General features: G+C 59.9%; 19 protein-coding genes. 4 read left to right on the forward strand and 15 right to left on the reverse strand.

Going from position 1 to position 22417, the window contains the following annotated elements; all coding sequences use genetic code 11:
- Nucleotides 1-180: 180 nt before the first annotated feature.
- The 15 genes from F1609_RS34550 to F1609_RS12215 all read right to left on the reverse strand — a co-directional run bounded on the left by F1609_RS34550 (nt 181) and on the right by F1609_RS12215 (nt 18479).
- Nucleotides 181-1149, reverse strand: coding sequence for a hypothetical protein (locus F1609_RS34550; protein ID WP_167076685.1), 969 nt, complete (start codon nt 1147-1149; stop codon nt 181-183).
- Nucleotides 1150-1171: 22 nt separating this feature from the next.
- On the reverse strand, nt 1172-2272 hold the full coding sequence (locus F1609_RS12150) for an HNH/endonuclease VII fold toxin-2 domain-containing protein (RefSeq protein ID WP_167076686.1): 1101 nt from the start codon (nt 2270-2272) through the stop codon (nt 1172-1174).
- A gap of 76 nt (nt 2273-2348) precedes the next feature.
- Entirely contained in the window at nt 2349-2738 is a 390-nt protein-coding gene (locus F1609_RS12155) for a PAAR-like domain-containing protein (protein ID WP_167076687.1), read from the reverse strand.
- Between the two features lie 42 nt (nt 2739-2780).
- Nucleotides 2781-3848 carry a hypothetical protein gene (locus F1609_RS12160; RefSeq protein WP_167076688.1) on the reverse strand — a complete coding sequence of 356 codons (1068 nt, stop codon included), beginning with the start codon at nt 3846-3848 and terminating at the stop codon, nt 2781-2783.
- Nucleotides 3845-4990: a DUF2169 family type VI secretion system accessory protein gene (locus tag F1609_RS12165; protein ID WP_167076689.1), complete on the reverse strand. Its 1146-nt coding sequence runs from the start codon at nt 4988-4990 to the stop codon at nt 3845-3847. The genes F1609_RS12160 and F1609_RS12165 overlap by 4 nt, the downstream gene beginning before the upstream one ends.
- Before the next feature lie 15 nt (nt 4991-5005).
- Nucleotides 5006-5524 carry a DUF6484 domain-containing protein gene (locus F1609_RS12170; RefSeq protein WP_167076690.1) on the reverse strand — a complete coding sequence of 173 codons (519 nt, stop codon included), beginning with the start codon at nt 5522-5524 and terminating at the stop codon, nt 5006-5008.
- Nucleotides 5524-7677, reverse strand: coding sequence for a type VI secretion system Vgr family protein (locus tag F1609_RS12175; RefSeq protein WP_167076691.1), 2154 nt, complete (start codon nt 7675-7677; stop codon nt 5524-5526). The genes F1609_RS12170 and F1609_RS12175 overlap by 1 nt, the downstream gene beginning before the upstream one ends.
- Before the next feature lie 38 nt (nt 7678-7715).
- Nucleotides 7716-8555, reverse strand: a complete 840-nt coding sequence (locus F1609_RS12180; protein ID WP_167076692.1) for an ankyrin repeat domain-containing protein — start codon at nt 8553-8555, stop codon at nt 7716-7718.
- Nucleotides 8552-9442 (reverse strand): DUF4124 domain-containing protein, encoded by an 891-nt coding sequence (locus tag F1609_RS12185; RefSeq protein ID WP_167076693.1) that lies wholly within the window; start codon nt 9440-9442, stop codon nt 8552-8554. The genes F1609_RS12180 and F1609_RS12185 overlap by 4 nt, the downstream gene beginning before the upstream one ends.
- Nucleotides 9443-9792: 350 nt before the next feature.
- Nucleotides 9793-10893: a hypothetical protein gene (locus F1609_RS12190; protein WP_167076694.1), complete on the reverse strand. Its 1101-nt coding sequence runs from the start codon at nt 10891-10893 to the stop codon at nt 9793-9795.
- 631 nt (nt 10894-11524) lie between these two features.
- Nucleotides 11525-12790 (reverse strand): DUF2863 family protein, encoded by a 1266-nt coding sequence (locus F1609_RS12195; protein WP_167076695.1) that lies wholly within the window; start codon nt 12788-12790, stop codon nt 11525-11527.
- Nucleotides 12791-13042: 252 nt separating this feature from the next.
- Nucleotides 13043-15751 (reverse strand): aconitate hydratase AcnA, encoded by a 2709-nt coding sequence (acnA, locus tag F1609_RS12200; RefSeq protein WP_167076696.1) that lies wholly within the window; start codon nt 15749-15751, stop codon nt 13043-13045.
- A 34-nt stretch (nt 15752-15785) separates the two neighbouring features.
- Entirely contained in the window at nt 15786-16373 is a 588-nt protein-coding gene (locus F1609_RS12205; protein ID WP_229421840.1) for a hypothetical protein, read from the reverse strand.
- A 16-nt stretch (nt 16374-16389) separates the two neighbouring features.
- A complete protein-coding gene (locus F1609_RS12210; RefSeq protein WP_167076697.1) occupies nt 16390-17385 on the reverse strand; it encodes an HpcH/HpaI aldolase/citrate lyase family protein in 996 nt (331 codons plus the stop codon).
- A 104-nt stretch (nt 17386-17489) separates the two neighbouring features.
- On the reverse strand, nt 17490-18479 hold the full coding sequence (locus F1609_RS12215) for a malate dehydrogenase (protein WP_167076698.1): 990 nt from the start codon (nt 18477-18479) through the stop codon (nt 17490-17492).
- Nucleotides 18480-18797: 318 nt separating this feature from the next.
- On the opposite strand from F1609_RS12215, the gene F1609_RS12220 reads away from it, so the two are divergent.
- The 4 genes from F1609_RS12220 (at nt 18798) to sdhA (ending at nt 22411) form a co-directional block, all read left to right on the forward strand.
- A complete protein-coding gene (locus F1609_RS12220; protein WP_167076699.1) occupies nt 18798-19595 on the forward strand; it encodes a GntR family transcriptional regulator in 798 nt (265 codons plus the stop codon).
- 247 nt (nt 19596-19842) lie between these two features.
- A complete protein-coding gene (sdhC, locus tag F1609_RS12225; protein WP_167076700.1) occupies nt 19843-20265 on the forward strand; it encodes a succinate dehydrogenase, cytochrome b556 subunit in 423 nt (140 codons plus the stop codon).
- Nucleotides 20265-20630: a succinate dehydrogenase, hydrophobic membrane anchor protein gene (gene sdhD, locus F1609_RS12230; protein WP_167076701.1), complete on the forward strand. Its 366-nt coding sequence runs from the start codon at nt 20265-20267 to the stop codon at nt 20628-20630. Before sdhC ends, sdhD begins: the two co-directional genes overlap by 1 nt.
- A gap of 2 nt (nt 20631-20632) precedes the next feature.
- Nucleotides 20633-22411, forward strand: a complete 1779-nt coding sequence (gene sdhA / locus F1609_RS12235) for a succinate dehydrogenase flavoprotein subunit (RefSeq protein ID WP_167076702.1) — start codon at nt 20633-20635, stop codon at nt 22409-22411.
- The last annotated feature ends 6 nt before the right edge of the window (nt 22412-22417 follow it).

Raw genomic sequence — 22417 nt, forward strand, 5'->3', positions numbered from 1 at the left:
CGTCGCAGTGCCTTGCGATCAACGCGACAATTACGGGAGCTATGAATAGTGGGGCGTGCATAATATTAAAATTCTTGCATTTTAGGTGTATTCGGATGCTAAGCTGAGAATTCAGGAAAGGAAAATTGCATTGAACGATATCTTTGCAATGATGCCGAGACCATTACTTCTCTTGCATATCTAGAAAATTTTATGCCAAATACCATTTTCGTTGTAAGCTGCACCACTATGTCCGGCCAATAACAATATACCTGCATAACTAGAAAGGTGGCCCGAACCCACAGTGATCTCGCTATCGACCTGTGCTACTGAAAGTTTTCCATCTAAAATTTGCCATAGTCCGTAGTCGTTCGTGCACCATACCCGATCACCATGCCATACCAAGTCCTTAAATGGGATCGTCATTTCACCTTTGTATATTTGTTTCCACTTGTTCCCTCGTCCCTTAAAGGTCGTTCCTTGATAGCCGCTGATATATACCTCGCCATCGCCAGCGCAACATACTGAATTCAGATCGATGTTGCTCGGGAATTGAACTTGGCTCCATGCCGTACCATCGAAATGCCAAACATCGCCTTCCCCGCCTACGCAATAGATATCATTCGAGCTGAAGCCGTCGATATCTTCAAAGCCAGCCACCTCAAAATCCTCGTCGTCATCGTATGGCAAGCCTTGCATTAATGGCACGAAATTATTGCGGTCCTTTCGCATAGCGACGGTCCGTCCACCGCCAGCCAGATATGGGTACCCATCAATCGTCCTGCATCTTATTACGGCACCGCGAAGAATTCCGCCCTCTATCCAATCGCCTAAACGTTTTTCCATCCCCTGACTTCCACTGCCCAGAGAATAAACTTGCCCCTCATCTTCGATAGCAATTAATTTTTCCTGCGGGAGCCTCGCAATGCAAAGATGGTAGTCGTCGGAACTATCAAAATTCACATTCCCCCATTGTAGCTCTTTAGGTGCTGTTCCTACATAATAGACTATTCTTCTATTCGGCCAAATCTCATCTAAATCCTCCTCATCATCCATTTGCGAGATGTCTTCACACAAGGAGAAATAGATTATTTCTTTCGAGCGAACGGCGCAATCCACTACAATATAACCATCGAAATACTTTTCATGCTGTTCGGATGTAATTATCATAATATTCCAATTCTTAAGGTTGTCAAGTTGCGATTGGGGCGGGAGGTGGTTCTGGTTGGTCTTGATTTTTCTTGCCCCCCATTCCAGAGTGGGCTACCAGCTGCTTGCCTTGGCATTCCAGTTTATCTTCGTAATATGAATTTAGCTGTGCTTCCAAACACTGTTTTGAACAATTCTTGTTCAATCTCCGAGCCGCTAGCACGCCCCGTTTCAATGCTTTTTCGTAGGATATAGTTTTTGCTCCCTTTTTCTTGAAGGATTTTATAATTCGGTCTAGCGATTTGTGTGCAAGGCCATGACTTCCGACGCGATTGCCCGTCCCTTCGACACAAATTACAGGAGCTTGAGTATGTTGGTACGGCTTTTCGCACCCCTGTGCCTTTCCTTTTTTTTCAAACATAGCACCAGGTAAGACATGGTGGCCGGTTTGTCCAGGGCAACATCCTTTTCCACTGTCAGCTTGCGCCTTACCGGAAGAGATTGAAGTATTTTTTGGTTTCTTAGTGTTAGTCTTCGCTTCCTCGTTAGGAGTAGTTGTACCTTCGGTATCTTTGTAAGGTAACAATATACATCTTCTTGCTTGAATGCATGGGTTAGCGTTCGCGGCAGCAGTCATCATTTCCGCAAGTACGGTCGAGCGAGTTATTTTATTTTTACCATTAGAAAGCAGGCGATCAAGCTCTTTCAGTTGTGCTGTTTGCGCAGCAGTAGCCTTCTTTTTACCGATCTTCTTTTCGAGATCCGCTTTCACGTCACCGATCAGCGTAGTAAACTGCGTAAAGTTTGAGTCAGGAGAATTCATTGGCTTAAGCCAAAGGCCGTGGCAATGCGATGCAATCCAGGAATTTTTGTTCTCTTGGGATTGGTAGCCGTATGCCTCCTTTATCTTAATCTCAAGATCAGGCAATTTGGCCTTTATAGCGGACGTGTTGTCTTTTTTTATTTTACTATTATTTAAGGTAGCACTTTTCGCCTTTTTTTCCGATAAGTCGGATTTTTCTCCACATTCTTTGTTAACGTTTTCCGTCTCATTTTTGCATAGAGCCGGTGTGGTGTCATTGCTGAAAAATAGCGAGGGCCCGGTGTTCGCAGATCCTTTACCACTCACGTTTAATGCCGGCATACTTATTTTCTCCCTGGGTCTTCGCCCTATAAATCTTGTTTTTTCAATCTAATAACTCGAAGTGGTGAATTTCAATTCACCGATGATTATGTGTCATCAGATCAAAATGCCGGCATACGTTAAGACCTTCGACCTTTACATTTGTTGACCAGTCAGTAAAGTACGCTTTTCCTTTCAGTACGTGGCTTTTAACCCCTTTGGGACAAGTAAATGTCGCTGGTTCATTGCCGGTACTTGTAGAAAAATACGACACGTTTTCCAAGGCAATTTCTGTCCTTTTGATAAAAACTGTCGACGACCCATTTGTCAAATCGCTGGCAAATGACGTATTTGGGTACGGTATCGGGATTGGTGTGCCTGGCGGCGGAGGTGGACTCAGGCACACATCGCTGGGCGGCAGAAATGTCTTGCCGCTCGACGCCTTGCAACAAATTTCGTTATTGTTTGCGAATACTTCGGTTCCCATTTTCTTCCCTCTTCATCGACTACTAATTTCAAATTTCATTGATCAGGTTGGTGCTATTCCGCTATTCAGAATCAGCGCTGCGCGTTTTCCATCGTCACTGGCGAAGTGAAGAAGCGCCACTCGGCCAGGCGCATCCTTTCGACCCATCAATGAAGTTAAATACGCAATGGTGATCGGTCCGGTGGCAGCGCCAGTCTCCCCCGTGCAATCGGCCATTTGTAGTAAATGAAGGCTGTTTTCTGCTTTGTTCATGACGCGCGTATGTGCGTTGGACGCTTCGATCGCAAAAAAAGGTTCGCCGTTCTGATCATTCATGCAGAAGTCGAGCGCTGCCGGCGAAATCTTCGCTCGCGCGCAAGCATCACGTATCGCCGCTGTCAGGCCGACAGCGCGATTGGGGACCTCGCCATCCGGTTTGGCCGACTCGATGGCTCGTCCGACGCCAGCAATCTGCAATTCTTGACCTCCCTGTCGTACCGGTCCGAGCAAAATTGCACCAGCTCCCTCGCCTGGAATGAAACCGCAGGTGTTTGTACTACACAAAAGGCGCTCCTGGCGCAGGTAATAGCCAATCGTAGCAGCATCCAACAGGCTGTCGGCACCGACCAGCAGCACGCGCTTCACGCTGTGCGTTCGCAATTTCCTCTGCGCATGCCACAGTGCGTCGCCAATGCCGGCCCGTCCTTGCGGGAATACAGCTGACCCTTCATGGAAGGGCGTCTGAAATTGCGCTTCACAGGCTTTGTATATATTGTTGAAATGAGCGTCGGTTGTATGCGGGCGGCCGCGCTCGGCACCGATAATGATCAGAACGGTCGAGGCTGGGTCGATCTCCCCGGCGCCCGACTCGCAGTCCAGCACAGCCATCTTCACTATCTCTGCCAGCCGTTGCGGTCCCCAGATATCGTCCAGGTCGAGCTTTGCCGCCAGAAGGGTTTTGCCGGTGCCGTCGATGAAAGGACTCTCCTGGAAATGGTCCACGCCCGCCCGAATAGCGCACGACGCGGCAGCCAGGCTATAACCAACAGGGCAGCAGACTCCTGCCGCGTAAATCGCCAGCGGGTACCAGACATCGTCGTCCAGTTGTTGATTAACGGCCTTGTTGCTCACGCCTCTGCTCCCTGATGGTTGTCCTGCTCCAAGGTCGGCGCCGTGTTTGCGCCGCCGCAATTGCCGCAGCCTTCGCCGCCGCCCGCTTTCCGGTGCCACCATTCGGTATTGACCGGGCCCACGGCAATTGTCTTGAACTCCTGCATGCGCTTCCTGATCGGCAGGGTGGCACGCCACACCACCGTAAAACGCTCCTGGTCCGGCTCGAAATACAAGGTGTCGACAACCGCCACCGGTTCGTCGCTGGAGTAGTCGTGGCGCAGGACGCGAATCTTGACGTTGTCCAGGCGTGGCAGCTTGAAGCGCACGTCGGGACGGCCGGCCATCATGTTGCGCAGGATGACGGGTTCCTGGCCGACCGGGTAGGGCATCTGCTGATCCGTTGGCGCACACTGATGAAACTGCTCGTCGAAATCGTCTGGCATGAAGGGAAACACGTTTTCCAGCCACTCATCGTCGTACGTACCGGCAAAGCTCGGCCTTGGTGGCCAATGCCGCGCAATCGCCGAAAAAGCAACCGGCGCCTGTTTTCCGCCCGGCTTGCTCACCGGCTCGTCGAGCGCTTCCAGGCTGGGCGCGGGCTGGCCGTCGATATCCTCGTCCGTACGCGAGCCGAACCAGCCTATGCCGTCCGGATTGTTCGGATGCGGCTCCGGCACATGCTGCGCCTTCTCGCCCCAGCCCTTTTTATAGGTTCTTGTGCCGCCGAAAGCCATGCCGAAATGCAGCGGCATCTGCGTGAACGGCGCAGCATTTGACAACGACACCATGCCCAGCCGCTTGCGCCAGTGGCGCGGCCCGTGCACCTTGATGCCCTTGCGTAGTGCGCCGACTTGCCAGACCACGCCCAGTTCCTTGACCGGCGAGCCGTCCGGAGAATGGGCGCTGGCATTGAATAACACGTCGCAGCGCGGCTTGAAGCGGGCGATGTCGGAGCCGTACAGCATGGCGCTCTCGCCCGGCGGGCCGACAAAGACGTCGGTGTGTTCGACCGGCTGCGGTGGCAGCGGGCGTGGACGCTGGCCTGAGCCGGGAATCTGCCAGGTGCTCTTGGCTATGACGACCAGGTGGTCGCGGCCGGTAACGTCTGGAGCGCAGATGACTTCGACAGTGAGATATTTGGATCCTACGATGACTTCCACAGAAAACCTTGGGCGTTAATTGATGTTGACCGAACCGCCCAGGATGCGCTGGGTCGCGCTGGCGTGGCTGGTGATGTAGGTGCCGCGCAATTGAATGCGTCCGTCCGCGCTGAGGATCAGCGCCGCTTCGCCGCAGCGCAGTTCGATTTCGTGCTCGGCGGTCAGCACCACGCGTTCGCCGTCGAGCAATACCTCGGCAGGGGCGGGCGCGGGCGCTGCCGGCCCGGCCAGCATCAGCCCGAGGATAATCGGCTGCATCGGATCGCCGCCCTCGAAACCGAGCGCCAGCGCCTGGCCGATGTTGCTCGGATCGAGCGGGCTGATGCTGCGGGCGCGGATGCGGCTCAGGCCGAATGTGGCGATGCTGACCAAAGCACTTCCATCGGTACCGATACCGTCGAAGGTGCCAACAGCAATGCCGTCGGCGCGTGCCGGGCGCTGCGGCGTTTGCACGATTACGTCATGCAACAGCCCGCTTGGCTGCGTTGATTCGGTGACCGGCAGGCTGCTGCCGGCTTCTGTGGCTTGCTTCATCAGTTCTCCAGAATCTTTTTACCCTTCAGGGTGATGTTGCCATCGGCCTTGAAGGTTTGGTCGTCGCTGGTGCCCACGCTGAACGTGTGACCGTTGATCACGATGGTGCCGTCTTTCTTCATCAGCAGGCTTGCCTTGCCGACGGTGATCGACAGTTCATCGCCCGCCGTGATTGAAATGGAATTTTCAACCTGGGTAATCTGGCTCTTGCCGACAATCGTCGCCATGCCCATTCCCACGTTCAGGTCGTAGCCAAGCCCGACGTTATCCATGCGCGCCATGCCGACGTTCTGGACCGATGCCAGGCCGATCGTTTCCGCCTTCATCATGGCAACATCGATGGTCCAGGCGCCGCCGATGGTATTGGTCTCGTTCTGCACCACCGTTTTGGTCCGGTTCGCCCCGATGGTGATGGTCTCGTTGATCCCCACATCCTCGGTCCGGTTGTCGCCGATGCTGATGGTCTCGTTATGGTCGACCCGTTCCTTGCGGTTGTTGTGGATGGTAATCGTTTCATCGCGGTCCACGGTCTCCGTGCGGTCGCGCTTGACGAGCGTGGTCTCATCGCGATCAATGGTCTTGCGGCGATCATTCCCGACCCATTTGTCCTCATCGTGCTCGACCTCGGTCAGCTGGTCCTTCTCGGCATGCAGCCACAACTGCTCCTGGCCCTTCTTATCCTCAAAGCGCAGCGCGTTGGCGGTGTTGTAGTTGCCCTTCGGCGTGGAACGCGTCAACACGCCACTCTGGGTCTTGTTCTCCGGCAGCGTCCACGGCACCATGGTGTCTTCATTCGGCACCATGCCCGTCACCAGCGGCCGGTCCGGGTTGCCGTCCATGAACTGCACGATCACTTCCGAGCCGATGCGCGGAATCGCCGTCACGCCGAAGTTGGCGCCCGACCACGAGGTAGCGACGCGGATCCACGCCGAACTTTTCTCGTCGTATTCGCCGATGCGGTCCCAGTGGAACTGCACGCGCACGCGGCCGTACTTGTCGGTGTGAATCTCTTCGCCCTTCGGCCCCACCACCAGCGCCGTTTGCAGCCCGTAGATCTTCGGCTCGATGCTGTTGTAGCCGCGTCCCGGACGCCATGGAATCTGCTTGCGGATGCAGGAGACGCGGTTTTCGTAGTACGACGGCGTTTCCACATTCACCTGGTAATTGTTGCTGGCTGTGTGGCGCACTTCCAGGATCAGGAAGTTTTTTGAACCGTCGTCGAAGTGTTCCGTCAGGGTAAAGCTGCGGCCCGGCATGACGTAGCGGTCGTTGCCGGCGCCTTCGAAATGCTTGCCGGACGCTTCGATTTCTTCCAGCCGCAGGCGGGTCTTGGCGTCGCCGTCGCCGGCGTCCTTGAACCCATACGCGCCCACGTATTCGTAGACTTCCTTCTTGAGCACGTCACCTTGTTCGTTGACCGTCGGCAGTTGGGTCTTGACCGGTTTCGGGCTTTTGAAGTTGAAGCTGGACAAGGCGTACTTGGCCGGCACCAGGCGCCGCACCGGCGTCCATTCGCCCAGCGCATCGTCTTCCTCGGCGCCGGCGGCGCGGTTGAAGGGAATGTGGGCCGGGCCGTCGATCGGGGCGGCGGCGGTCGAGTCGTCCGAGATGATCAGGGTGTGGCCGGACGCGGTGTGCTCGTACCAGTAGAACCAGCCTTTTTCTTCCCAGCGCCGGTGCACGTAGTTGTAGTCGGATTCGTCGTACTGGCAGGCGTCCTTCATGACCGGGTCGGGTCCGCCCACGCGGAACTCGCTCTTGCGCACGCCGTAGTCGCCGAAGATGTCGTCGGTCTGGTCCTTGACGGTCATGTTGTGGAACAGATAGTTGTCGCGGCGCAGGCGCAGGTAGGCCAGCCACGGCAACAGGACCATGTCGTAATAGACTTCGCCGCCGTCGGCGCGCACGCGCCGGAATTCGAACACGTAGCCGTTGAAGTAGCGTTTGCTGTTGTCTTCGCGCACCAGTTCGACGGTCGCCATCTTGCCCTGCACGTCCTTGAGGGCAATGTTCGGATCGTCGCTCAGGCACTCGACGGTGAAGTGGAAGTCGCGCGACAGGCCTTCCACCGCGTCGATCCGGTTGGCCACGAGGCTGGCTGGGCCTCCGCTCGGAAAATTCAGGCGCAGCAGGCGGTTGTTCTGACGGGTCATGCGGGCTTCCTTTTGGTGGGAATGTGACGTTGCATTAATTATTTTTGAGCGGCAGCGGCGCGCGCGGGAACGCGTGCCGTCTTGCCTGCAAGATGCTGTTCCAGGCGTTCGATGACGGCCGCATGGCCGCGCTGGCGCGCCGAGGCAAGGGCGTCTTCGCCGCGTTTGTTGCGCAGCACCGGATTGGCGCCGCGTTCGAGCAGCAGGCTGGTCAGCTCAAGATTGCCGGTCCCTGCGGCCATCAACAGGGCGGAACTGCCTTGCGCCATGACCGCATCGAGCGCCACACCTTGCTGCAACAGGCGTGCCGCCAAGACACTTTGCAAGGCACGCTGCGGCGCCGGCGGCAGCGCTTGCAGCACCAGGCTGTGCAAGGTGGTCTTGCCGCCGTCGCCAAGCACCCTGGCATCGGCTCCACGGTCGAGCAGCAGGGCCGCGATCTCCAGCGGCGGGCTGCCAAGCGCGTAGTGCAGCGGCGTACTGCCGTTCGAGTCGCGCGGGTTGTCGGGCCGGGCGCCGGCGTCGAGCAAGAGCTTGACCGCCTCGATGTCGGCACTGGCAACGGCCACCATCAGCGGGCTCAGGCCTGCATGGCAGATGTTCGGGTCGTCGCCGGCGTCGAGCACTTTTTTCAGCAGCGCATGACGGTCCTTGCCCAATACCAGGAACAGGCGCGGGGCGACGCCAGGCTGGAAGTCACGCGCAGCTGTGATGAGCACGTCGCCGCCGGCGTTCGTATCCAGGCAGCGCACAGGCGCCGCAGCGGCGGCCGCCACCGGGGTGCGGGCGCGCGCAGGCGAGCTGCAAACACAGGCGGCCAGCAAGGCCAGCGATGCGAGCGCGGCTGTTTTCGGGGCGATGGTGATCGTCGGCCTCATTTGGGGCCGCTCTTGACGTAGGCTGCTTGCGCATCGTCGAGGCTGCGTTTGGCTGCGCCAAATTGACCCTGGCTGAGATAATTCTGTATTGTCACCAATTCGTGCTCGGACAGCACGCCGGCGGCGAACATGTCGAGCATGCGCTTGCGCAGCAGGGCGATGGCGGTGCCCGACCAGACCTCGGGTCTGAGCGCGCCGATCATCACGTCGATGATGGTTCCTACCGGCCGCACCACGGCGCTGCCTTTGGCGGCGCGCAAGGCAGCTTGCGTGCCAGCCATTTCTTTGGACACCTTGGCCGTTTCCATGTCGGCGCGCGCCACTTCCACGCTCATGTATTGGCCAAGGCGCGAATTGGAATACGTGGGCGTTTTGGTGGCCAGGGTGCCGGCCTTGTCGCCAAGCACGTCCGCGTAGGGGCCGTAGCGGTCGCGCTTCATCAAGTCCTTGAGCGTGCTTTCCATCCACTTTTCCATGCTGCCGCCGAACTTGCCATTGGCCATGCCCGCCGAGGCGCCCATGATGTTGGCGGCCGCTTTCAGGCCAATGCCGGTTTCGCGCAGCGGACGGAACTGGGCATGCCTTTGCAGTTTCATCCAGGCTTGCGGATCTTCCAGGCGCAGCTCGCTCATGACGCGGTCGAAGCGAACCGGGCTGTTGTGACGCAGGTAGTCGATGTACTCGAGGTAGTCGTTCAGCTTCAGGCCGCGGATGCGCGCCTGTGCCAGCAGGAACTTGATGTGCCGGTTGTGTTCGTCGGCGGTCCGCTCGCGCTCGCGCACCGTGGTGGTGCCGCTGCGATTGACCGACGAGATTTTGCCGGGACCTTGCGGCCGGTCGGAGTATTCTACGGTGCCATCCGGACGCTGTATTTTATAAACCGCCATCGACGTCCTTGACTATCAGTTACAAGATGAGAAGAATGCTATAAAAAAGCAATTGCTGTCATTTTAACAAAATATTGCCCTCTCGAACTTACATTTGCAAAAAATTGAGGCAAATCCGCCACGAAAACAGCATCGTTTGTTGTTTTTATAATAATTTATTGCGTGTTTACGCAGATGACTTATCGTCACCGGGAAGGGGGGTGATGGGGGGCGCTGAGGCGCCATCGGCAGCTGGCCGGCGTGGCAGCGCCGGCAGAGGTGGTCAAACCAGCCTGTGCCGACTTTTCAGCATGCCCGGTGGGCGCTATCGAGGCCGGGCTACACGTCTTGGGCGCGCCATGCCGGCGGCACTAAAACCAGGGGCCGTCATCGAACGGGCTGTCGCGCACAATGCGCAAGGTCTTCAACCAGCGTTTGAGTGCGCCGATGTCGGCAAACTCCGCAATCTCGGCTTCGGCTTGCGCGATGCGCACGCGCATGGTGGCAATGTCGGTGTGCAGCATTTTCAGCACCGTTTTCGGTACTGGCCGGCGGTTCGATTCCCAGCCGATATCGCGCGCCAGCGACATTTCCATGTCGAACAGTTCGCCGCTGATGTCATCGAGCTGGCCGCTCAGTACACGGTTGTACTGTTTGATGTGCTCATCGCCCAGGTTGTCCAGGCCGGTCTGGTCGATCTGGTCGACTTCCAGTTGCAATTCCAGCAAGCCGAGCAGGTCGTTGGCCGCATAGGCGAGGTTGGCGCGCTGCATCAGTCCGGTCTTGCGCTCGCGCTCGGCCGGATCGGTTTCGCGGTCCGGATGCAGGGCGCTGGCAAGCTTGCGGAAAATGTCGCGCACCGACTGCTTGAGTTTGGCTTGCTCGGCCAGGTGCTTTTCTTCGCGCTTGCTGGGCTTGGGCGATTCGGCCGGCTCGGCCTGGCGGGCGTTGTGTTCGCGCTCGGCAAATTTTTCTTCCAGCGAGGCAAAAAACGCGTCGGGCGAATGGATGAAGGCTTCGGCATCCAGATCGAGGCCGGTCATGCTGCCAACCACCTTGAGCATGCGTTCTTTTTCCTCGTTTAATTCCTTGTCGTAGTCGCCGCCGCTGTGCTTGTTGAAAATAGCTTTGATGAGTTCGTCGTCGTCGGCTTCCATCAGCTCCCAGGCCGCTGGACAGATCAGCGCTTGCAGCTTCTCCTTGTCCTTTTTGCCCGTCGATGGGTGGTCGTATGCCCGGTCGTATATCAACAGCAATTGTTTGCGATGCGCGTCGAATTGCTCCGCCAGCGGACGATACTCGCGGTCCGCCAGGGCTTGTATTTTCGGCAATTCCTCGCGCCAGAGCGCCAGTTTGGCGCGTTCGGCTTCCAGCTTTTTGACCAGATTGTTAAATTGCTTGCGCGCGCGCGATTGGGCCCCCGCGCTTGCGGGGGCGGCGATCCGAACCGGATAGTGGGAGGAAGTGGTCATGGGAGTTGAATGGACGGCGCTGGCGCAGGGCTGTTATTGTAAGGGATGGCCGATCGACAGGGTAGTGGAACGTGATGAGCCGGCATGGCCTGTGCGCAGGCAAACGATTTGGGTCCCGTGTGCGGCGCGAGCAGGTAGTCGATGCCGTCCACCCGCTGGCTGCTGTCGTCGAGGCAGTAAAGTCGATTGTGCAGCTTGGCGCCAGGAAACCCCTGCCACGTTTGCCTGGCTGGCATCGTTGACGCGCCGGGCGACGTTCACCACCACGCTGCCCGGGCGGGCAAAAAGCGCCGGCGCGGGCAGGGCACCCACGCGGTGCGGCGAACTAGAGGAGCTTGCTTACCACTTGAAGACCTTGGCCAGGGCCAGCCACCAGGTGATGAAAGTATCGATAAACCCGGTCAGGACCGGCACTGCCTGAATCATCAGATCGTCCATGCTTGTTCTCCACAGTACGTTGAATGCGGCCCGGGCGGGCCGCTCAGCGAGTGTAATGGCCTTGTCATATCGATATCTTGTGCGAACCCAACGAAGGTGGGGCACACAGCGATGCCGCCGGCGCGCCGGCGTCAACGCGAACAGGCGTAAAAAAACCCGGGCAGACCCGGGTTTTTCATGCGGCAAGCGTAACTTAGTGGAAGTGTTCCGTGCCCGCAGGCGCGTCTTCCGGCATTTCGGCATGCACCAGCTCGCCTGTTGGATCGGCAAACAGCGGCGCATCGCAATCATCGCAATACTCGGTCACAAAACGCTCGCTGTGGCGCTTCACGTGCGTGACGCCCGCTTCGTTCAGGTGCCCGACGATCTCGTCGAGCGGTGCTTTCGGCTCGATCACGCCGCCGAGGTTGGCTGCCGACAAGCCTTCGACCGGGGTGCCGTCTTCGTCTTCCTGACCGTACAGGGGCCACACGATGCCGTAGATCACGTCGGCGGTCTGGCGCATGGTGAAGCCGACGCGGTACTCGTCGATCTGGCCCTCGGCCGATTCATCGCCAAAGCCGGCAATGACGGCGCGCAGATCGGATGCTTCCACGCCCAGGGTGTGCGTGAGGTAATGCACGGCGGCGCGCACCGAGACCGGGCGGATCAGTTTGTCCGCCTCGCGGCAGGCGACGTAATACGCTTCCGGCAGCAGCAGTTCGGTGCCGCAGCCCGGCAGCAGGCGCGAAATGCTCGGGCCGGCCTGGGCGCGCCACTGTTCCAGCGCGTTGGCGCGTTCGACCATGAAGCTCGACTGGAACTGCGCTTCCTGCCAGCGGAACAGCGGGCTGCCCAGCGGCGCCACGATGGCGACCATCAGGTAGCGCGTGTCGGCCAGGAAGGGCGCGGTCTCGGCCGGCTTGGCCAGCGGCTTGACGCTGCTGCCCTTGTGCGCGGCCTGGGCCAGCTTGTGGGTGGCGGCGTAGGTCTCGGCATGGGTGCGCGGCAACTGGTCGATCGAGAACAGGGTCGGCGCCATGGCCATCTGCACGCCGTCGGCCAGCAGGTGCGCCGAAAAATGGGCGGACAGGGTTTGCAGCAACTCGGCCGGAATGGTGCCGGACGCGATCGAAAAACGCGTCCACGCAAGAATCGGCGCCGCCACCAGCAAGGCCTGGAAGGTCTTTTCGACCCCGTCGTGCTGCTCGACCATGGTCGACGATTCGCTGACCGCTTCCACGCCCTCCATCAGGGTGTCGTAGGCGTTCAGGTCTTCCTTGAACAGCACGTTGAGGGTGGTGTCGACGGTATCCTGGTGGCCGGTCTTGAGCAGGCGCTGGAGATGGGTGTCGAGCTGGCGCTCCCAGGACCGTTCTTCAATGCGGCTGGCCGCCTGGACGATCGCCTGGCTGATGCTGACCAGGCGCTGGCTCTCGGCCGACAACTTGTGGGATGAATCTTTGGTTGGACGACGCATGGGGATAAGAGTCTTTGTAAGTGAATGAACGGATCAATAATGTCGGAACAATGATAAACCCTTATCAGCCGTATTGTAGTCCATTCCCCCGCCCGCCATGAAGACGGCGCAAGAAGCGTGCGGAAAAGGTGAAAAAGAGGTTGGTAGTGGGCGCTCACTTGGGCGCCGCGCGGCTTCAGTGGACGAAAAAAAACGCCGGACGAATCCGGCGTTTCCTGGTCGATCCCTGCGCTGGCGCAGGGTGTCGGCGTATTACGCGGCCAGCAGCTGGCGCAGCACGAACGGCAGGATGCCGCCATGCTTGTAGTAGTCGACTTCGATCGGGGTGTCGATACGCAGCAGGACTTTGACTTCCTGCACGTCGCCGTTTTCGCGGGTGATGACCAGGGTCGCCAGTTGCTGCGGCTTGATCTCGCCTTCCAGGCCCTTCAGGTCGAACACTTCCTTGCCGGTAATGTTCAGGGTCTGCACGCTGTCGTCGCCGATGAATTGCAGCGGCAGCACGCCCATGCCCACCAGGTTGGAGCGGTGGATACGCTCGAACGAGCGGGTGATGACCGCTTTCACGCCCAGCAGCTGGGTGCCCTTGGCCGCCCAGTCGCGCGAGGAACCGGTGCCGTACTCTTCGCCGCCGAAGACCATGGTCGGCACGCCGTCGGCCACGTACTTCATGGCCGCGTCGTAGATCGACATCTGTTCGCCGCTCGGCTGGTGGATCGTGATGCCGCCTTCAACCGCGGAACCGTCGGCCTTGGCCGGAATCATGCGGTTCTTGATACGCACGTTGGCGAAGGTGCCGCGCATCATGATCTCGTGATTGCCGCGGCGCGAGCCGTACGAGTTGAAGTCGGCCTTCATCACGCCGTTGGCCAGCAGCCATTTGCCCGCAGGGCCGCTTTCCTGGATCGAACCGGCCGGCGAAATGTGGTCGGTGGTGATCGAGTCGCCGAACACGCCCAGTGCGCGCGCGCCGGAAATGCCGGTCGCCGCCGCTTTCGGGGTCATCTCGAAGCCGTCGAAGAACGGCGGCTCGGCGATGTAGGTCGACTTCGGCCAGTCGTAGACCTGGCCGGTGGTGGTGGTCACGTCTTCCCACAGCTTGCCCGGTGCGCCCTTGACGTCGGCGTAGTTGGCCTTGAAGACCTTGGAGTTCATGGCGAACTTCATCAGCTTGCCGATTTCTTTCGAGGTCGGCCAGATGTCGCCCAGGTACACGTCCTTGCCGTTGGTGCCCTTGCCGACAGGTTCCGTCATCAGGTCGCGCGTCATGTTGCCGGCGATGGCATAGGCCACCACCAGCGGCGGCGAAGCCAGGAAGTTGGAACGGATGTTCGGGTGGATCCGCGCTTCGAAGTTACGGTTGCCCGACAGCACCGCCGAGGCCACGATGTCGTTTTCGGCAATCGCCGCGTTCAGCTCGGGGGTCAGGTCGCCGGCGTTGCCGATGCAGGTGGTGCAGCCGTAGGCGGTCACGCCAAAGCCCAGTTGCTCCAGGTACGGCAGCAGGCCGGCGGCGGTCAGGTACTCGGTCACGACGCGCGAGCCAGGGGCCAGCGAGGTCTTGATGTGCGGCGCGACCGTCAGGCCCGCTTCAACGGCCTTCTTGGCCAAGAGGCCCGCCGCCAGCAGCACGCTCGGGTTCGAGGTGTTGGTGCACGAGGTAATCGCCGCGATCAGCACGTCGCCATTCTTGACGTGCACGCCGTTGGTGGTTTCGTAGTGGTTGGTCAGGTCGGCCGGGTTCTTGTTGAAACCGTTTTCGGTGGTCGGCTTCGAGAACAGTTCGATGAAGTTGTTCTTGACGTTGCCGATTTCGATACGGTCCTGTGGACGCTTCGGTCCTGCCAGCGACGGGGTCACGGTAGCCAGGTCGAGCGACACCACGCGGGTGTAGTCGATCTCGCCTTCCTGCGGCACGCCGTACAGGTTCTGGGCCTTGAAGTAGTTCTTGAACGCGGTGATTTCTTCGGTGGTGCGGCCGGTGCCTTCGAAGTATTCGATGGTGGCGTCGTCAACCGGGAAGAAGCCCATGGTCGCGCCGTATTCCGGGGCCATGTTGGCGATCGTTGCGCGGTCGGTCAGCGACAGCGTTTCGGTGCCGGCGCCAAAGAATTCGACGAACTTGCCGACGACTTTTTCTTTACGCAGCATTTCGGTGATGGTCAAGACCAGGTCGGTCGCGGTGCAGCCTTCGCGCAGGGCGCCGGTCAGGTTCACGCCGATGACGTCAGGGGTCAGGAAGTAGACCGGCTGGCCCAGCATGCCCGCTTCGGCTTCGATGCCGCCCACGCCCCAGCCGACCACGCCGATGCCGTTGATCATGGTGGTGTGCGAGTCGGTGCCGACCAGGGTGTCAGGGTAGTAGGTGTTGCCCGCCTTGTGCACGCCGCGCGCCAGGTACTCCAGGTTGACCTGGTGGACGATGCCGAAGCCCGGTGGCACCACGCCGAAGGTGTCGAAGGCCTGCATGCCCCACTTCATGAACTGGTAGCGCTCGTTGTTGCGCGAGAATTCCAGCTTCATGTTCAGGTCGAGCGCGTTCTTTTCGCGGTAGTGGTCGATGGTGACCGAGTGATCGACCACCAGGTCGACCGGTACCAGCGGCTCGATGTTTTTCGGGTTCATGCCCATCTTCTTGGCGACGTTGCGCATCGCGGCCAGGTCGGCCAGCAACGGCACGCCGGTGAAGTCTTGCAGCACCACGCGGGCCACGACGAAAGGAATCTCGTCGGTGCGTTCGCCGTTTGGCGCCCAGTTCGCCAATTGCTTGACGTGTTCTTCCGTGACCTTCTTGCCGTCGCAGTTACGCAGCACGGATTCGAGGACCAGGCGGATCGACACCGGCAGGCGCGAGACGTTCACCCCAAGGCTTTTCTCGAGCGCCGGCAGCGAGTAGAACTTGCCTTTCTGGCCGGCCGACAGTTTGAAATCCTTGAGCGTGTTCAGAGTGTTGCGGGACATGACCTCTCCTTCAGTGAGATATTTATTATTTCAGTTATTTTGCTGCAGGGGCGTCAAGCGCCGCCGGCGCCGCCACTGCTGGCGTCGCTGGTACTGCAAGTTCGCCCGGCGCCGGCGTTGCCGCTGGTGGCGCGATCGGTTTTTCAACGACCGGCTTCATCTGCTCGGCGTTCTTGCATTCGTTGGCCAGCTGGCGGTTCAGGCGCGAATCGAGCAGCATGCCCTTGGCCGGAATACCGATCCAGACCAGGCCGAAGGTCGGGTTTTCGAAGCGCTTGGCGCCCGTGGTCGTGCCCACGCGGGTCAGGCGGTGCAGGCGCTTCTTCCAGCGCAGCGCGATGTGGCCGTCGTCGTTATCGTTGTGGTAGGTCGTGACCTTGTTGCCCAGCTCGCAGTCGAAGTCGGTGGTGGTGGTGTCGGTAATGTCCGGTTCCGGCTCGCTGCCAACCACGTCGACCGCTTTCGGGTGCGCGCGCGTTTTGGACTTGGCGGCCGGCTTGGCCTTGGCCGCCTTGGCGGTGGCTTTCGGTTCGGCCGCGTTGGCCGCCGGGGCCGCGCACAGGGTTGCCGCTGCCATCGCCAGGGAGCAGGCGAGCAGGGTGTTCTTGATCAGGGTGGGCATCGGGGGTAGCTTCCGTTCAGGTGGCTGGTTGTGGTTCGTTGACGAGGGCGGCGGCGGCGTCGGGCAGGGCCAGGCCTGCCAGTTTCGCGCGCTGCAGCACCGTCCAATAATAGCGATAGCTGGCGCGGTCGTGCAAGCGCCCGTTCTGGGAAATCGGGCCCCAGCTGGCGTTCTTGCCTTCGGTCAGGATGTTGGTCGCTTCGTTCACTTCCGACAGGCGCGGCGTAAACGCCTTGAGGATCGGCTTGATCTGGTCGGGATGGATGCTCCACATGCGCGTAAAACCGAATTCGGCGGCGGCGCGCTGGGCATCGTTGGCGACCACGGCGCTGTCCTTGATGTCGGTCGTTACATTGTGCGAGGGCACCTTGCCGTGCGCGTGGCAGGCGGCCGCCATCTCGAGCTTGGCGCGCACCACCAGCGGGTGCGTGAACTGGCCCGGTGTGCGCATGGCCGCGCCGGGAATGGCGCCGTAGTGCGACGAGACGAAATCCATGATGCCGAACGACAGGCACTCGACCTGCGGCTGGGCGGCAATGGCGTCCGCTTCGCGCAGCGCGCCGTGGGTTTCGACCAGCACGTGCACCGGCATCGGCGTGAGCCTGCCGCCCTTGGCGGCGTGCACGTTGATGGCCTCGATGGCGCGCGCCACGTCGGCCGCGCCGTTGGCCTTGGGCAGCACCACGTAGGCCAGGCGCTGCGCCGCACCACCCACGATGACGGCCAGGTCGCCCTCGAAGAAAGGGCTGTCGACGTCGTGCACGCGCACGCCGATGCGGTTGTGGCGGTTGCCGTCGTCGTTAAGCAGACGCACGATCATTTGGGCGTGTTCGGGCTCGGAGCCGGCGGTGGCGCCGTCTTCGCAATCGAACGTGATGTCGAACAGGGGGCCAAGCTCTTGTTGCAGGGCCATCGACTTGAGCATCAGCTTTTCGGAGCCTGCATAGTGGTCGCAGGCGGGGAGCAGCAAAGGCTGGCGTTTGCCCTGGAATAAAACCTCGGAGGGATGCATGATCATTTTCTCAGGTACGGCAGCGCCTGTGCCGCTCGGGGCGGCACAGGGCGTGCGGCGAATCGGTGGTGTTACGGGATCCACGAATCCGGCCGCGTTGAAACTCAGGCCAGCAGGTGGGCGACGCCGTCACGCTCTTCGGTCAGTTCCTTGAGCGTGAGGTTGATGCGTTCCTGCGAGAACTCGTCGATCGGCAAATCTTGCACGATCGTGTATTCGCCATTCTCGGTGGTGACCGGGAAGCCGAACATGGTGCCTTCAGGGATGCCGTACGAGCCATCCGAAGGGATGCCCATCGTGGTCCACTTGCCGTTGGTGCCGAGGAACCAGTCGTGCATGTGGTCGATGGCGGCGTTGGCGGCCGAGGCAGCCGACGACAGGCCGCGCGCTTCGATGATCGCTCCGCCGCGCTTGCCCACGGTTGGCAGGAAGGTGTCGCGGTTCCAGGCGTCGTCGCCAATGCTGTCCTTGACCGATGCGCCGTCGATCTGCGCAAAGCGGTAGTCGGCGTACATGGTTGGCGAGTGGTTGCCCCACACGCACAGTTTTTCGATCGACGCGACTGGTTTGCCGGTCTTGGCCGCGATTTGCGACAGGGCACGGTTGTGGTCCAGGCGCAGCATGGCGGTGAAGTTCTTGGCCGGCAGCGACGGCGCCGATTTCATGGCGATGTAGGCGTTGGTGTTGGCCGGGTTGCCGACCACCAGCACCTTGACGTTGCGCGAAGCAACGGCGTCGAGCGCCTTGCCTTGCACCGTGAAGATCTGGGCATTGGCTTCGAGCAGGTCTTTACGCTCCATCCCAGGACCGCGCGGACGGGCGCCGACCAGCAGGGCGAAATCGGCATCCTTGAAGGCGGTCATCGGATCGGCGTGGGCGGTCATGCCGGCCAGCAGCGGGAATGCGCAGTCGTCGATTTCCATCATGACGCCCTTGAGCGCTTTCTGGGCTTTTTCGTCGGCGATTTCCAGCAATTGCAGGATGACTGGCTGGTCTTTGCCGAGCATGTCACCGTTCGCGATGCGGAACAGCAGGGAATAGCCGATCTGGCCGGCAGCGCCGGTGACAGCAACGCGCAGTGGGGTTTTAGCCATGATGAATCTCCAAAGTGGGAAAAAAACGGACGAAGCAACGATCGAAGCAACGGTCGAAGCTGGGGCTACGCTTGTCCGGGAAAACCGTAATGATACCAAAATCGGATGCCGACCTCGGACACCACAGCCGGAACTCCCCGCGCCGGTGAAAAAAGCCCGGTGCGATACGCGCGTATGCCGGATCGAACGCGAGTGTAGGCGCAGGTCGGCAATCTGTCAATTCGTATCATATATCTTATATAAGACACCTTATATAAAACACCTGTCAGCGGCGATTGCACTGGACTGGCAGGCCGGTTTGTGTTGAAATCGCGGTCTATGAATTCCCTCCCGACCCCACCGATCCTGCATGGACTACCTGCCAGCGGGAGCGGCGCTGCCGCCAGCACTCCGGGCGCCTCACCCACCTTCAGCCCGCTGTACCAGCAGATCAAGGCCCTGCTCACCCAGGGTTTGCAGGCCGGCGAGTGGAAGCCCGGCGAGATGATCCCCAGCGAAGTCGAACTGGCCGGCCGCTTCAAGGTCAGCCAGGGCACGGTGCGCAAGGCGATCGATGAACTGGCCGCCGAAAACCTGGTCGTGCGGCGCCAGGGCAAGGGCACCTTTGTCGCCACCCACCATGAAGCGCGCGCGCATTTCCGCTTTTTGCGCCTGATGCCCGACGAAGGCGTGCCGCATCACCCCGACAACAAGATCATCGAAGTCAAGCGCATGCGCGCGCCGGCCGAAGTGGCGCGCCTGCTGGACCTCAAATCGGGCGACTCCGTAGTGTATATCAAGCGCGTGATGTCGTTCGACGGCACGCCCACAATTCTTGAAGAAATGTGGCTTCCCGGCCTCCTGTTCAAGGGACTGACCGCGGAACGCCTGGTCGAGTACAAGGGTCCAATGTACGGATTGTTCGAGTCCGAGTTCGGCACCCGCATGATCCGCGCCAGCGAAAAGATCCGCGCGCTCGGGGCCGATGCCGGCGCCGCCCAGTACCTCGGGGTGGAGCAGGGCACGCCGCTGCTGTGCGCCGAGCGCGTCTCGTTCACCTACGGCGACAAGGCGGTCGAGCTCAGGCGTGGGCTGTACCTGACATCGCATCATCATTACCAGAATGACTTGTCGTAGTTTCAAGATAACCGAAGCACGGTGTTGCTGAACCGCGATTGACCCCCGATTAAGGGGGCCGCACTAGGACGGTGCAGTGCACAAAACGTCCGTAACGTTTAAAATGCATTGATCATAAGAAAGTAGCGAGCGTCGTCTCATATTGTTGCCGAACTTGCAAATCGCAAGAGGAATATTGGTGCATTTCGGCAAAATGGGCGAAAATTGCGGGTTAATTACAATTTAGTTAGTCAAAGGGGGTACTGCCATGTCCGAAGCCGTGAAGGAAGTTCCAAAAAAAGAACGGCCAGAGATCCGTAACATTCATGTTACCGATTTGATGAATTACAACATGACGCCCGGCGCCTGGGTCTCGATCCTGCACCGCGTCAGCGGCGCGGCCATCTTCCTGATGCTGCCGTTCCTGCTGTACATGTTCCAGCATAGCGTGCAGTCGGAAATGTCGTTCGACTATTTCAAGGGCGTCCTCGCGCATCCCCTGGTCAAGCTGGTCCTGCTGGGCCTGATCTGGGCCTACATGCACCACTTCTGCGCCGGTTTCCGCCACCTGTTCATGGACATGCACATGGGCATCGAGAAAGATTCCTCGCGCCATAGCGCTGTCAGCGTGCTGGTTGTCAGCCTGATCCTGACCGCACTGGCTGGTCTCAAACTGTTTGGAGTGTTTTGATGGCAAAGAATAATGTCGGACGTAACCGCCTGGTCGTCGGCGCCCACTACGGCCTGAAAGACTGGATGGCCCAGCGCCTTACCGCGGTGGTGATGGCGGTGTACACCTTCACCCTGCTGATCTCCTTCTTGACCGGTAATAACTTCACCTACGAAGGCTGGTCCCACCTGTTCTCGCAACAGTGGTTCAAGCTGTTTTCCCTGGTGACCTTCGCCGGCCTGTACTACCACGCCTGGGTCGGCATGCGCGACATCTGGATGGATTACATCAAACCGGTCGGCGTGCGCCTGACCCTGCAAGCGCTCACCATCCTGTGGCTGATCGGCTGCGCAGCCTGGACCGTACAAATTCTCTGGAGCGTTTAATCGTGGCAGCAATCAAAAAAGCACTTCCTACCCGCCGCTTCGACGCGGTCATCATCGGCGCGGGCGGCTCCGGCATGCGCGCTTCCCTGCAACTGGCCGAAGCCGGCCTGAACGTGGCCGTACTGTCGAAAGTCTTCCCGACCCGCTCGCACACCGTGGCGGCCCAGGGCGGCATCGGCGCCTCGCTTGGCAATATGTCGGAAGACGACTGGTACTGGCACATGTTCGACACCGTCAAGGGTGGCGACTACCTGGGCGACCAGGATGCGATCGAATTCATGTGCCGCGAAGCACCGAAGGTCGTGTATGAGCTGGAACACTTCGGCATGCCCTTCGACCGCAATCCGGATGGCACGATTTACCAGCGTCCGTTCGGCGGCCACACCGCCAACTTCGGCGAAAAGCCGGTCCAGCGCGCTTGCGCCGCGGCCGACCGCACCGGCCACGCCCTGCTGCACACCCTGTACCAGCGCAATGTGCGCGCGCGCACCCATTTCTTCGTGGAGTGGATGGCGATCGACATCATCCGTGATGCCGACGGCGACTGCGTCGGCGTCGTTGCGCTCGAAATGGAAACCGGCGAATGCATGGTCCTGGAAGCGAAGACCACCATCTTCGCCACCGGCGGGGCAGGGCGCATCTTCGCCGCCTCGACCAACGCCTTCATTAACACCGGCGACGGCATGGGCATGGCGGCACGCGCCGGCCTGCCGCTGCAGGACATGGAATTCTGGCAGTTCCACCCGACCGGCGTGTCCGGCGCGGGCGTCTTGATCACCGAAGGCGTGCGCGGCGAAGGCGGCATCCTGATCAACAGCAATGGCGAACGCTTCATGGAGCGCTATGCGCCGACCCTGAAAGACCTGGCGCCGCGCGACTTCGTGTCGCGTTCGATGGACCAGGAAATCAAGGAAGGGCGCGGCTGCGGTCCGAACAAGGACCACGTGCTGCTCGACCTGCGCCACATCGGCGCCGACACCATCGCCAAGCGCCTGCCGTCGATTCTCGAAATCGGCCACAAGTTCGCCAACGTCGACGCCACCAAGGAACCGATCCCGGTCGTGCCGACGATTCACTACCAGATGGGCGGCATTCCGACCAACATCCACGGCCAGGTGGTCGCTCCGAAAGACGGCAATCCGGTCTCGGTGGTCAATGGCCTGTACGCGATCGGCGAATGCGCCTGCGTCTCGGTGCACGGGGCCAACCGCCTCGGCACCAACTCGCTGCTCGACCTGATCGTGTTCGGCCGCGCGGCCGGCAACCACGTGGTGGCGTCGAACCTGAAGCAAAAGGAAAACAAGCCTTTGCCGAAAGACGCGGCCGACTTTGCGCTCGAGCGCATGAACCGCCTGGAAACCTCGACCGGTTCCGAGCGCGTACAGGGCGTGGCCAACGACATCCGTTCGACCATGCAGAAATACTGCGGCGTGTTTCGCACCGACGAGCTGCTTACCCAGGGCTACAAGGAAATCATGGTGCTCGACGAGCGTCGCAAGCATGTCTCGTTCAAGGACAAGTCGATGGTGTTCAACACCGCCCGCGTCGAAGCGCTGGAACTCGATAATCTCATTGAAACGGCCAAGGCCACCATCACATCGGCAGTGGCACGCAAGGAATCGCGCGGCGCGCACGCGCACAGCGACTTCCCGAACCGCGACGACGAGGTCTGGATGAAGCACACCCTGTACTACTCCGAGGGCAACCGCCTCGAGTACAAGCCTGTGATCACCAAGCCGCTGACGGTCGATACCTTCAAGCCGAAACCACGTACTTTCTAAGGTCAG

Source organism: Massilia aquatica (assembly GCF_011682045.1).
Classification (GTDB): domain Bacteria; phylum Pseudomonadota; class Gammaproteobacteria; order Burkholderiales; family Burkholderiaceae_D; genus Telluria_A; species Telluria_A aquatica.